Annotated in this window: 13 protein-coding genes; 5 read left to right on the top strand and 8 right to left on the bottom strand. The window is 72.2% G+C overall.

Annotated elements, in window-relative coordinates:
• Positions 1–74: 74 nt before the first annotated feature.
• The 3 genes from OHT77_RS36690 to OHT77_RS36680 all read right to left on the bottom strand — a co-directional run bounded on the left by OHT77_RS36690 (position 75) and on the right by OHT77_RS36680 (position 2,641).
• On the bottom strand, positions 75–470 hold the full coding sequence (locus tag OHT77_RS36690) for a hypothetical protein (RefSeq protein ID WP_328832660.1): 396 nt from the start codon (positions 468–470) through the stop codon (positions 75–77).
• 15 nt (positions 471–485) lie between these two features.
• Positions 486–1,010 carry a GNAT family N-acetyltransferase gene (locus OHT77_RS36685; protein WP_328832659.1) on the bottom strand — a complete coding sequence of 175 codons (525 nt, stop codon included), beginning with the start codon at positions 1,008–1,010 and terminating at the stop codon, positions 486–488.
• Positions 1,011–1,198: 188 nt separating this feature from the next.
• Positions 1,199–2,641 (bottom strand): GuaB1 family IMP dehydrogenase-related protein, encoded by a 1,443-nt coding sequence (locus tag OHT77_RS36680; protein ID WP_328834445.1) that lies wholly within the window; start codon positions 2,639–2,641, stop codon positions 1,199–1,201.
• Positions 2,642–2,846: 205 nt separating this feature from the next.
• Between OHT77_RS36680 and OHT77_RS36675 the strand changes: the two genes are divergently transcribed.
• A complete protein-coding gene (locus OHT77_RS36675) occupies positions 2,847–4,475 on the top strand; it encodes an LPXTG cell wall anchor domain-containing protein (protein ID WP_328832658.1) in 1,629 nt (542 codons plus the stop codon).
• A 12-nt stretch (positions 4,476–4,487) separates the two neighbouring features.
• On the opposite strand, the gene OHT77_RS36670 is transcribed toward OHT77_RS36675, so the two are convergent.
• The 5 genes from OHT77_RS36670 to rpe form a co-directional block, all read right to left on the bottom strand.
• Positions 4,488–5,102 (bottom strand): hypothetical protein, encoded by a 615-nt coding sequence (locus tag OHT77_RS36670; RefSeq protein ID WP_328832657.1) that lies wholly within the window; start codon positions 5,100–5,102, stop codon positions 4,488–4,490.
• Between the two features lie 35 nt (positions 5,103–5,137).
• Positions 5,138–5,455, bottom strand: coding sequence for a barstar family protein (locus OHT77_RS36665; RefSeq protein WP_328832656.1), 318 nt, complete (start codon positions 5,453–5,455; stop codon positions 5,138–5,140).
• A complete protein-coding gene (locus OHT77_RS36660) occupies positions 5,452–5,841 on the bottom strand; it encodes a ribonuclease domain-containing protein (protein ID WP_328832655.1) in 390 nt (129 codons plus the stop codon). The genes OHT77_RS36665 and OHT77_RS36660 overlap by 4 nt, the downstream gene beginning before the upstream one ends.
• Positions 5,842–5,891: 50 nt before the next feature.
• Positions 5,892–6,938 (bottom strand): sugar-binding transcriptional regulator, encoded by a 1,047-nt coding sequence (locus tag OHT77_RS36655; RefSeq protein WP_328832654.1) that lies wholly within the window; start codon positions 6,936–6,938, stop codon positions 5,892–5,894.
• A 78-nt stretch (positions 6,939–7,016) separates the two neighbouring features.
• Positions 7,017–7,703 carry a ribulose-phosphate 3-epimerase gene (gene rpe, locus OHT77_RS36650; RefSeq protein WP_328832653.1) on the bottom strand — a complete coding sequence of 229 codons (687 nt, stop codon included), beginning with the start codon at positions 7,701–7,703 and terminating at the stop codon, positions 7,017–7,019.
• Positions 7,704–7,995: 292 nt separating this feature from the next.
• On the opposite strand from rpe, the gene OHT77_RS36645 reads away from it, so the two are divergent.
• The 4 genes from OHT77_RS36645 to OHT77_RS36630 all read left to right on the top strand — a co-directional run bounded on the left by OHT77_RS36645 (position 7,996) and on the right by OHT77_RS36630 (position 12,183).
• Entirely contained in the window at positions 7,996–9,216 is a 1,221-nt protein-coding gene (locus tag OHT77_RS36645; RefSeq protein WP_405881759.1) for an aspartate aminotransferase family protein, read from the top strand.
• 147 nt (positions 9,217–9,363) lie between these two features.
• A complete protein-coding gene (locus OHT77_RS36640) occupies positions 9,364–10,461 on the top strand; it encodes an SDR family oxidoreductase (RefSeq protein WP_328832651.1) in 1,098 nt (365 codons plus the stop codon).
• A 45-nt stretch (positions 10,462–10,506) separates the two neighbouring features.
• Positions 10,507–11,637, top strand: coding sequence for an acyl-CoA dehydrogenase family protein (locus OHT77_RS36635; protein WP_328832650.1), 1,131 nt, complete (start codon positions 10,507–10,509; stop codon positions 11,635–11,637).
• Between the two features lie 66 nt (positions 11,638–11,703).
• Positions 11,704–12,183, top strand: coding sequence for a type II toxin-antitoxin system RatA family toxin (locus tag OHT77_RS36630; protein WP_328832649.1), 480 nt, complete (start codon positions 11,704–11,706; stop codon positions 12,181–12,183).
• The last annotated feature ends 78 nt before the right edge of the window (positions 12,184–12,261 follow it).

Here is a 12,261-nt window from a genome sequence, read left to right as displayed (position 1 = left end):
CGCAAGATCGTTGCGTTCGTGGGGCGGGGGTGCGGATTCGTTGCGCGGTGGGGGTGGAGCGTTCCGGGGCGGGGTCAGCTCTCGTCCGGCTCCCCCGCCAGCGCGCGTGCCGCCGCCAGGTCGTCCTCGTCGAAGCCGATGCGTCCCGGCCGGCCGAAGACCTCCGCCTGGGCGTCGATCCAGCGGGTGTGCGCCTCCCAGGCGGCCTGCTTGGTCATGCCGAGGGCGGCGCCGATCTGGGTCCAGGAGGCGCCGGCCTCGCGGGCCGCGCGGACGGTGAGCTGACGGCCGTAGGCGGCCTTGCGGGCGACGACCTCGCTCAGGGCGAGCAGTTCGAGCGTCTCGGTGCGGTCGAGGGCCTCGGTGTCGCTGCCGAAGCCGGCGAGGGACTCGCGGGTGCGGAGGGCGTCGAGGCGGGCGACCGCGGTGAGGAGGGTGTGCTCGGGTTCGATGCTCTGCGGTGTCGTCATGGGGGCAGCGTCGCGTCAGGACGGCTTGACGTCAAGATGGCCTGACGGCAGCTCCTTGGTGAGGAAGGTGCAGGGGTCGACGCACTCGCGGGTGACTCCGTCGTGGTCCACGTACGACCACCGGTCCACGTAGTCCGTCAGGGGCCGGTAGCCCAGCCGGGCGTACAGGTGGGCGGCCCGCGGGTTGTCGGCCGCGACGCCCAGACCGAGCGCCGTACGGCCATGCTCGCGGGCCAGTTCCTCGGCGCGGCGGATCAGCGCGCCGCCGATCCCGCGCGAGCGCAGCTCTGGGGGCCACACGCCGAGACCGTTCAGCTCCGGGCAGCCGGGCAGCGCGGCCCGCACCTCCGGGTCCGCGCAGCCGCCCCAGATCACCTCCCCGTGCCCCACGGGCCGACCGTCCAGCCAGGCGACGAGATACACGCCCCCGCCCGCCTCCTGACGCGCGAAACGCCGGGCATGCGACGAGTCGACCCCCGGCGAGCCGACGCACTCGTCGAGCAGCGCAACGTCGGCGGCCCGGCACACGGCGATCTCCATGCGGCCGACGGTAGCTTCCGGGGCACGCCGACGGCCCCTGAATTCCCGGGCGCCGGGGCAACAGGGGCCGCAGGAGGGCGAGTTAGGCAACTCCCGCCCAGGCAAGGCGACTTGGCCCACAACTGCTGACCGCCGCAGCGGACATCCCGTCCGCCAGGACAACAGGGGCCGTGGCAAAGCCAGTCGGGTCAGCTCCAGCTTGCGTGCAGGGGCTTGCCCTCCGCGTAGCCGGCCGCGCTCTGGATGCCGACGATCGCGCGTTCGGCGAACTCCTCGAGGGAGCCCGCGCCGGCGTAGGTGCAGGAGGAGCGGACGCCCGCGATGATCGAGTCGATCAGGTCCTCGACGCCCGGGCGGGCCGGGTCGAGGTACATGCGGGAGGTGGAGATGCCCTCCTCGAACAGCGCCTTGCGGGCGCGGTCGTAGGCCGACTCGTCCGACGTGCGGTTGCGGACGGCGCGGGCGGACGCCATGCCGAACGACTCCTTGTAGAGGCGGCCGTTGGCGTCCTGCTGGAGGTCGCCCGGCGACTCGTACGTGCCCGCGAACCACGAGCCGATCATCACGTTCGACGCACCGGCGGCGAGCGCCATCGCGACATCGCGCGGGTGGCGGACACCCCCGTCGGCCCACACGTGCTTGCCGTACTTCTTCGCCTCGGCGGCACACTCCATGACGGCCGAGAACTGCGGCCGGCCGACGCCGGTCATCATGCGGGTGGTGCACATCGCGCCGGGGCCCACGCCGACCTTGATGATGTCGGCGCCCGCCTCGATGAGGTCCTTGACGCCCTCGGCGGCGACGATGTTGCCGGCCACGATCGGCACCTGCGGGTCGAGGGCGCGGACCTGCCGGATCGCGCTGATCATCGACTCCTGGTGACCGTGCGCGGTGTCGATGACGAGCGTGTCCACGCCCGCGTCGAGCAGCTGCTTGGCCTTCTGCACGAAGTCGCCGTTGATGCCGACGGCCGCCGCGATGCGCAGCTTGCCGTCCGCGTCGACGGCCGGCGCGTACAGCGTGGCGCGCAGGGCGCCCTTGCGGGTGAGGATGCCGGCGAGCTTGCCGTCCTTGTCGACGGCGGGCGCGTAACGCCGGTTGGCGCCGTCCAGCTTGTTGAACGCCTCGCGCGGGTCGATGTCCGCGTCGAGCAGCAGCAGGTCGCGGGACATGACCTCGCCGAGCTGCGTGAAGCGGTCCACACCGGTGAGGTCGGCGTCGGTGACGACACCGACCGGGCGCTGGGCCCCGTCCACGACGACCCCGGCGTTGTGCGCGCGCTTGGGCAGCAGGGCCAGCGCGTCGGCGACGGTCTGGTGCGGGGCGAGCCGGATCGGGGTGTCCAGGACGAGGTGGCGGCTCTTCACCCAGGACACGACGTCGGTGACGACCTCGATCGGGATGTCCTGCGGGATGACCACGATCCCGCCGCGCCGGGCCACGGTCTCGGCCATGCGGCGCCCGGCGATGGCGGTCATGTTGGCGACGACCAGCGGGATGGTGGTGCCCGTGCCGTCCGGGGAGCTGAGGTCCACGCCCTGACGCGATCCGACCGCGCTGCGGCGCGGCACCATGAAGACGTCGTCGTACGTCAGGTCGTACGGGGGCTGGATGTCGTTGAGGAAACGCACGTGCTGCACATCCCAGTCGATCAGAGGTGGTCCCCGGACAGGTCAGCCAGGGGGAAGAGCACGTACTTCATTGTCCCATGTCGGGCGGAATGCCATGCCTCGGATCATCGTCCAGGCAGGTCGAGGGCGCCTCTGGAGGAAGGTCCAAACGAACCTGTGATTCATGTGTGGGCAACCTTCGGGACACCTCGCGCATCGAACGGGCATGACTTCCCTCCGCACGGTGCTCGGGGCGGCGCTCACCGCCGTGGTGCTCGCCCTCGCGCCCGGATCCGCCGCCCTGGCCGCCAGTCCCTCCCCCTCGCCGACGCAGGCCCACGCCGTGATCGAGGCGGATGCACAGCTCAACGTGGGGACGGCCGCGCAGCCGGTCCACGTGGGCTGGCAGTTCTACGACGGCGGCGCGAACGTTCCCGTGCCCACGCACCAGACGCTGGTCATCGACGCCCGCGGCCTGGCGGGCGTCGCGGCCGTCACCGCGGACGACCCGAGGTGCACGGCCGCGGGGCAGGTGGTCACCTGCGTCGACGAGGACGAGTCCCAGCCGCCGTACGTCGACTTCTCCGTGCGGGCGGACCCGGGCGCCGCCCTCGGTGCCACCGGCACCCTGAAGTACACCGTCTCCGCCGAGCACGGCACCGGCGCCACCGCGCAGGCGAAGGTGGTCGTCGGCGTCCCGGAGCTGACCGTCGGCAAGGTGCCGGACGTGACGCACGCCAGGATCGGGTCCCGGATCGAGCTTCCGCTCCGGCTGCGCAACACCGGCAACCTCGCCACCGACCGGCGCATCATGCTGCGCTGGGAGGAGGTGGGCGGGCTGGCCTTCGACCGGAAGTTCTCCAACTGCACCTACGGCGACGGCGACGACCCCGTCGAACCCGGCAGCCAGGCATCCGTGACCTGCGTCTTCACCGCCCCGGTGGCCGCCGGCGCCACCGTCGAACTGAGCAGCCCGCTGACCGCCACGGTCGGCACCCACGTCCTCACCGCCGTGACCGACTACTCGGCCGAACTGCTGAAGCCCGGTGTGGACCCGGGTGGCGGCGCCGACCGGGGCACCGGTCCTGAGCTGACCCTGGTGCCCGCGTCCGGGTCGGGGGACGGTTTCGAGAGCGGTGCCACGGGCCGGTTCCGGGTCTCGGCCGACAGCTCGGCGGATCTCGCGGCCACCGCCGCGGTGACGCCCCGCCGTACGGGCGGCGAGTGGACGCTGACCCTCAACGCCGTGAACCACGGCCCGGCCTCCGCGTACGGCGTCGGCAACAAGGCCGTCGCCCTCGTCGACGTCGTCCTGCCCAAGGGCACGGTCGCGACCGGCAACGCCTTCGAGGAGGGGGAGGACACGCCCTACGGCGAGTGCTTCCTCTGGGCGGGCAACGGCAGGACGGCACCCTTCGCGGCGGGACACCGGCACTACGTGTGCCCGGTGCCGCGCGGTGTCGCCGCCGGGCACAGCCAGCTGTTCGTGCTGTGGGTGAAGGCCGCCAAGGACTACACCGGCGCCAAGGGCACGGCGACCGTGCTCCCCGGCCCGGCCGGCATCCCGCTGCACGACCCGGACTCCGCCAACGACAGCGCCACCTTCGCCTTCACCGCGTCGACCGCGTCACCGACGCCGAGCCCGTCCGCGTCCTCGCCCACGTCGGGCACGTCCCCCACCCCGGGAGCGGCGGGCGGTACGTCGGTCACACCGACCGCGACGACCGTGCCCGGCGGGGCGCTGCCGCACACGGGCTCGGGCCCGATGGCACTCGTCGCCACCGCGGCGGCCGGAGCCGTGGCGCTGGGCTCGGCGGCCCTGCTCGTCGCCCGCCGCAGGCGCAACTCCCGTTGACGCGAAGGCAGTTCAGTACAGGAAACGATGCAGGGGGGCCGACTCGGTCAGCAGCATCGTGAGCCGGTGGGCGAGGCGCTGCCACGCCTCGTCCTGTCCGTAGCTGAGTCTCACGTCCTCGCCGCCGCCCGCCTCGATCGCCGCGAAGAGCGTGGCGGTGTCGGCGTCGGGCGTGAGGTCCACCAGGGACAGCACCCGCGCCAGCGCGCCGACCAGGCCGACGGCGGTCTTCTCGGGGGTCAGGACGGTGGTGCGGACGGTGGCGACGACGCCTGAGGGGTCGGGCAGGTCCGGCGGCGCCACGAGGAGTCCGGACAGCTCGCGCAGCAGCGCGTACAACAAGTCCGTGTCCCCGGTGGGCAGTTCGACGAGGCGCAGGCCTTCGTGCTCCCAACGGCCGTTCGGCGTCCATACCTTGGGACCCCGGGCCACCGCCTCGGCGAGCGTCTCCCGCACCCGCCGGAAGGCCACGAGCCCGTCCGCGAAGAGCGCGTGGTCACCGCCCGCTCCGCCCACGGACTCGGCCAGGGGCGCCAGCAAGTGCTCTTCCACCCGGTCGCACTGCGCTTCGAGGTCCGGGTCCACGACCACGAGCCGGACCGACGTGCGCTGCTCCTGTTGCTCCATACCGAACACTCTGCCAGCCGCCTCGGACAATCGGGCTAGCGCCCGCCCCCGCCCAGCGCGAGCACGACGGACAGCGCCGGTGTCGCGTCGACCGCTCCCCCGAAGACGTCGACGGCGGTCGCCCACTCGTCGGGCCGTGTGGCGGCGTACGACTGCCAGTTCCTTACGACGACCAGGAGGCCCCGCTCGACGGCCGCCTCGGGCCACACGGTGTGGTCGCCGAGGCTGTCCGCGAGGGCGTCCCAGTTCCGGCCGAACCAGTCGGGCAGCTGGAGTGCCTGTACGCAGCGGTCCATCAGGCCGGCCTTGTCCGTGACCCCGTCGAGGTCCAGCGTGACCGCGAACTCCGTCATCTCAGTACCGTCCTGAACGACTTGTAGTGATCATCGGTGTAGTAGATCTTGCCGTCCTGCCCGGTGACAATGCGCCGGGCCCCGCGGTCCCGCGAGCCCGGCGTCCTGACGGTGTACTCGTGGTAGAAACCGCGCTTCTGCCGGGGCAGCAGCTTCTCGTAGTTCCCGAAGACGACCCCGTCCTTGGCGTACGGGAACGGCCCGCCCCGGTCGATGAGGGCGACGGTCCGCCGTGCCTCGGCGGGGAGTTGGGAGAGTTTGACGGTGCCGGTGCCGGTGCCGGTGGCGGTGGTGCCGGCACCGGTGGTGGCCGTGGAGGAACAGCCGACCGGCAACAGGACGGCCAGAAGGACGAGAAGCACCCGGGAGACGAACCGCAGCAGCATGCGCCCGATGCTGCCACGGCCGTCCCGGTACGACGTGGTGTCGCGGCCCGTCAGATCCCGTCGGGGTCCGTCCGGCTGAGCGCCGACTTCGGCGGCGACCCGGCCGTCATCAGGTAGTCCGCCGCGGCCGTGTCCGTCACCAGGCTGGTGACGAGCCCGGACCGCAGCACAGCGTCGATCGCCGCGGCCTTCCGCTGCCCGCCCGCGATCGCGACGACCTCGGGGATACGGCGCAGCTGGTCCGCCTTGACGGTGATGCAGCGCTCGCCCAGGTCCCGGCCGACCCGGCGGCCCTCGGTGTCGAAGAGGTGCGCGGACGTCTCGGCGGCTACACCGAGGGACGAGTAGTGCGCCCGCTCCTCGTCGCTGAGCATGTCGTAGACCGTCGAGATGCCCGGCTCCCAGGAGCCGATGGAGACGCAGGCGACCGTGACCTTGTCGAAGTACTCGAAGGCCCGGGCGATCCCCGTCTGGTGGCGCAGCGCCTCGGCGGTGGCCGCGTCCGGCAGCAGCATCGGGGCGTAGATGGGGTGGGCGTCGCCGCCCGACACCTGCGCGGCCCGCCGTACCGCCTCGACCGAGCCGCGCTCGGCGGTCCCGGCGTCGTACACGCCCGTCAGCTGGACCACCGTGCAGGGCGGCAGCCGGTCGAGGGCCGCCGCCATGTGGATGGTGGACCGGCCCCAGGCCAGGCCGAGCACATCGCCCTCGGTGACCAGCTCGCCGAGCAGGTCGGCCGCGACCTCCCCGAGGTTCTCGGGGTCGGGCGACTCCTCGCTGACCTCGGCCGGGGACTCGACCACGACGGCGTGCCTCAGGCCGTACCGGGCACGCAGCGCGTCCGAGCGCTCCGCGTCCAGTTCGGCCGGTACTCGGATCTCGATGCGTACGAGATCCCGTTCGAGAGCGGTCTCCAGGACCCGGGCCACCTTGAAGCGGCTGACGCCGAACTCCTCCGCGATCTGGATCTTGGACTTGCCCTCGAGGTAGAAGCGGCGGGCCATGGCCGCCGCCTGCACCAGCTCTGCGGGTCCCATCCGCATGGCTGACCGGCCCGCCGACATACCCGACACGGCGATCTCCTCACTGCTGTTCACACTCTGGATTCGCCGTTCATCCTTGCAGATCCGGCGCACTTGATCAGCCTTGATGGCCGCCGTTCACATACCTGCCGCTCAGTGGTCGCACGCCCAGGATGCCTTGCCGATGGCCCCCTCCGCCTGCGTGCGCAATGCACGTACCGCCGCGGCCGGGTCGGATGCCCCGTAGACCGCCGAACCGGCCACGAACACATCGGCGCCCGCGTCCGCGCAGCGCTCGATCGTCGAGGCCGAAACTCCTCCGTCGACCTGCAGCCACAGCTCGAGTCCGTGCTTCTTGATCAGCTCACGGGTGCGGCGGATCTTCGGCAGCATGATGTCGAGGAACGACTGGCCACCGAAGCCCGGCTCCACGGTCATGATCAGCAGCATGTCGAGTTCGGGCAGCAGATCCTCGTACGGCTCGATCGGCGTCGCGGGCTTCAGCGCCATGGACGCGCGCGCTCCCTTGGCGCGAATCTCACGGGCCAGCCGGACCGGCGCGGCGGCCGCCTCGACGTGGAAGGTGACGGAGGAGGCACCCGCCTCGACGTACTGCGGGGCCCAGCGATCGGCGTCCTCGATCATCAGATGGCAGTCCAGCGGGGTGTCCGTCGCCCGCGCCAGTGACTCTACGACCGGTACGCCGAGGGTCAGGTTCGGGACGAAGTGGTTGTCCATGACGTCGACGTGGAGCCAGTCCGCGCCGGACACTGCGTCGGCTTCGTCGGCTAGGCGGGCGAAGTCTGCGGACAGGATGCTGGGGTTGATCTGGACGGCCATGCCCCAAGCCTGCCATGCCCTCCGGGGGTTGGCCGCATCGGTCCGTTGTGGGTGGGGTTCCTTTTCGAGTGCGGGTCCGCTGTGGATGGGTGGCCTTTCGGGTGCGGGTCCACTGTGGCTGGGCGCGCAGTTCCCCGCGCCCCTTTCGGGGCGCTGTTCGTGGGCGGGGTGGGAACTGTGGCGTTCCGGTCAGTGGACCGGGGCGTGACCCGGGGTTCGGGGGGAGTCCATGCTCGGCGGCACGTCACGCGTCGTCACGGGGGAATGCGCAGTGGGTCGGACAGAGACAGAGTTGGTCGCGTTGCATGCCCGGCATCTCAGCAGCGGGCGTGGGCGGCTGGCGGCGATGTTCGGGGGTGTCGTCGAGGGGGCGGCGGAGGGCGCGGAGATCACCTCCACCGAGGGGAGGACGTATCTCAACTGCGGGGGCTACGGCGTCTTCTTCGTCGGGGCCGGGCATCCCCGGGTCGTCGCGGCGGTACGGCGGCAGGCAGGGCGGCTGGCGTTGTCCAGCCGGCTGTTCCTGGACCCCGTGTCCGGGCACGCTGCCGAGGCGCTGGCCGGGGTCGCGCCGGACGGGCTCGACCGGGTGCACTTCTCCGGCTCGGGGACCGAGGCCGTGGAGGCCGCCGTGAAACTGGCCCGTGCGCACGGCAGGCGGCGGCTGATCTCGATGCGGGACGGCTATCACGGCAAGACGCTGGGCGCGCTCTCCCTCACCGCGAACCCGCTCTACCAGGATCCGTTCCGGCCGCTGCTGCCGGACGTGCGGCACGTGCCGTTCGGTGACACCGACGCGCTGGCCGCCGCGCTGAGCGACGGTGACGCGGACGCCTGTGTGGTGGTGGAGCCGGTGCAGAGCGAGGCCGGGGTGATCGTGCCCCGGCCCGGGTATCTGGCGGCGGTGGCCGCGCTGTGCCGGGCACATCGGGCCTTCCTGGTGGTGGACGAGGTGATGACCGGACTGGGGCGGCTCGGCTCCTGGTGGGGCTGTGCCGCCGAGGGCGTACGGCCCGATGTCCTCGTGACCGGCAAGGCGCTGTCCGGCGGGGTGATGCCGGTGGCCGCCACGCTCGCCACCCAGGAGGTGTTCGAGCCCTTCGACACCGACCCCTTCCTGCACACCTCCACCTACTCCGGCGCACCGATCACGATGGCCGCCGTCAGCGCGACCGTCGAGGTGATCCGGGACGAGGGCCTGGTGGAACGCGCCGCCGCCATCGGCGCCCGGCTGCTGCCCGCGCTCCGGGCCGTCGCCGCCGCACACGCACCCGGGCTGGTCCGCGAGGTGCGCGGTGCCGGGCTGCTGATCGGGATCGAGCTGGCGGACGCGGGGGCGGCCGGGGAGTTCCTGCTGGAGATGGTCGACCGGGGTGTGGTCGTCAACCACTCCCTCAACGCCCACCCGGTCGTCCGCCTGACCCCGCCCGCCGTGCTCTCCCCCGCGCAGGAGACCCGGCTGCTGGAGGCCGTCGAGGGCGCGCTGTCCGCGATGGCGAAGTCCCTTTCCTGAATGCGACGTCCGCGAGGGCGAAGCCCCTTTCCTGACATGCGACGTCCGTGAAGCGAAGTCCCGTGCCCGACAAGCGACTTGGGACCTACGACGACCCGCCCTCCGTGATCCGACCCGCCCGCGAACGCTTCCGAAAGGCTGCCCACCATGCCGACGCACCCCGTCGACCCGACTCGCTCCACGCACCCGGCGCACCCGCCCCACCCGCGCCCGAAGACCGTCCTGCTCACCGGCGCCGGCGGCGTCCTGGGTACCGCCCTGCTGCCGTATCTGCGGCACCATCGGGTCGTAGCGTTGACGCACCGCAGGAATCCCTCCCCCGTCGACGAGGTCCTGCCCGGTGACATCACGCGGCCCCGGCTGGGGCTGGACGTCCCCGCGTACCGGCGGCTGCTCGCGCGGACCGACGTGGTGGTGCACGCCGCCGGGATGGTCGCCTTCGGTTCCGGCCGGGCCTCGATGCACACGGTGAACGTCGAGGGGGCCGGACGCGTGGCCCGGTTCGCGGCCGAGGCCGGGGCCCCGCTGATCCACGTCAGCACCGCGTACGTGGCCCGCCACCGGGAGATCATCGCCGCCGGGGGCAACCGCGCCGAGCGCGCGGGCAACAGTCCCGCGGACTACGTCACCTCCAAGATGGCCGGCGAGGAGGCCGTCGCCGCGGCGGGCGGCAGCGTGACGGTCGTCCGCCCGTCGATCATCATCGGCGACTCCGTCACCGGGGAGATCGCCGAACCCCAGGGCCTGCACACCTTCGCCCAGCAGGTGCTCCGCAACCGCCTGCCCTTCGTGCCGAGCGACCCCGCGAGCTACGTCGACTTCGTGCCGCAGGACGTGGTGGCGCGGGCGATCGTGGCGCTGCTGGACGCGGGTGCGCGGCCCGCCGAGTACTGGCTCAGCGGCGGGGCGCACGCGCTGACCTGCGACCGGTTGGTCCAGGTGATCGTCGAGGAGGCGGCGGACGCGGGGCTGACGGTCCGGCCGCTGCGGGTGCTGGCGCCCGATGTCGTGGAACGGCTGGTCCGCCCGGCGTTCTTCGACGTGGTGCCCGAGTGGGCGCAGACCCGGCTGGACCGACTGCTGGACATGTCGTCGGTGCTCTTCAACGAGAAGCCGCTGCCCAGCTCCCTCGCCGACCTCCCGGGTCTGGAGGCGGCGGCGGACACCCCGGCCAACGAGGACGCCTGGCGAGCCTCCGTACGGCGCCTGATCACCGACCGGCTCGGCGCCCGGGCGTCGGCGTGAACGCCCGGGACGACAGCGGTTCCGCACATCGAGAAGGAGACGGCGATGAACTTTCTTGAACCCGAGCGCGCGGTGCTGGACCGGTTCCTGCCCGGCCTCGACAAGCGGCTCGCCGCACTGCCGCAGCCGGAACGGGAGCGTCCGGGCGGTCCCGCGCTGCCCCTCTTCAAGGCCGCGGGCGGCCCCGCGCTGCTGGTCCCGGCGGAACACCAGGGGCTCGGGATCAGCGCCGAGGACGCGGTGTCCTTGCAGCGTGCGGTCGGCGCGCGGAGCCCCTCGCTCGCCGTGGCGACCACCATGCACCATCTGTCGGTGGCCGGGCTGGTCCAGGCGTACGAGGTCGCGCAGGGCATGGAGTGGATGCTGCTGGAGGCCGTGGCGGACCAACGGCTGCTGGTCGCCTCGGGGTTCGCCGAGGGCCGGCCGGGACAGTCGATCCTCGACTCCTCCATCAAGGCCCACCGGGACGGCGACGACGTGGTCCTCAACGGCGCCAAGAAGCCGTGCAGCCTGTCGGCGTCGATGGACCTGCTGAGCGTGTCGGTCGCGCTCGACGACGGCAAGGGCCCGGAGCTCGCCGTGGCCGTGGTGCCCGCCGCCACCCCCGGCATCTCCGTGCACCCGTTCTGGGGCAGCTTCGTCCTGGCCGGCGCGGAGAGCGACGAGGTCCGGCTGCGGGACGTGCGCGTACCGCCGGACCTGGTGATCCGCACCGGGCTCGGTGAGGACCGTACGTTGGACCCGATCCAGACGGTCGGCTTCGTGTGGTTCGAACTGCTCATGTCCGCCGCGTACTTGGGGATGGCCAGCGCACTCGCCGAGCGCGTGCTGCTCGCGCGGCGGGCGAGCGCCGCCGAACGGGCCGCGATCCTGGTCGAGTTGGAGTCCGCCATGGGCGGCATCCGGGGCGCCGCCGCCGTGGTGGACACGGGCCGGACGCTCGGCCAGGACGACCTGCTGCGCGCCCTGGTCTGCCGCTTCTCGACGCAGGACACCATCGACCGCGTGGTCCCGCGCTGCCTGGAGGCGTTGGGCGGCATGGAGTACGTCTCCACCGACGACACCGCGTATCTCGCCGCGTGCTCGGCCGCGCTCAAGTTCCATCCGCCGTCGCGCAGATGGGCCGCGGAGGGCATGTGCGCCGCGTTCGCGGGCGGCCCGCTGGTCCTGGGCTGAGCACGGCGCCCGGACCGTCAGAACCGACACCAGGACGTCAGAACCGACACCTGAGGGGAAACCCGCATGACCTGCCACGTACGCATCGAGGCGATCGTCCCGGACGGCGACGCCACCCATGTCTTCGACCGCGTCCAGGACTACGAGCGCTACACCGAGCACACCGCCACGGTCCGCTCAGTCACCGTGACGCCCGACGGTCCCGACACCGTCCAGTCCGCCTGGGAGGTGCACTTCCGCAGCGGCCTGCTCCGCTGGACCGAACGCGACGTCATGGACCCCGTCGCCCGCCGCATCACCTTCGACCAACTCACCGGCGACTTCGCGAGTTTCGCGGGCACCTGGGACATCACCCAGACCGGCACCGACGTCAGCGTCCTGTTCACCTGCGAGTTCGACCTCGGCATCCCGAGCCTGGAGCCGATCATCAACCCGGTCGCGATGCGCGCCCTGGACGAGAGCATGGGGCTGATCCTGCGGGGCCTGCTGGGCGAGGGGATACGACTCACCGGAAGCCGACGCGATACGGCCGCGGCGATGCCGTGACGGCAGGCGGGTTCCGGAGTCCGCTACTGACCCACCCCGCCCTCAACTGCCGTACAGCCACGCCTTTTTGACGGCACC

Origin of the sequence: Streptomyces sp. NBC_00252 (genome assembly GCF_036187565.1) — a bacterium.
GTDB lineage: Bacteria > Actinomycetota > Actinomycetes > Streptomycetales > Streptomycetaceae > Streptomyces.
Note: the sequence above shows the minus strand (reverse complement) of the source record. Positions and strands in the feature narration are given on the sequence as shown.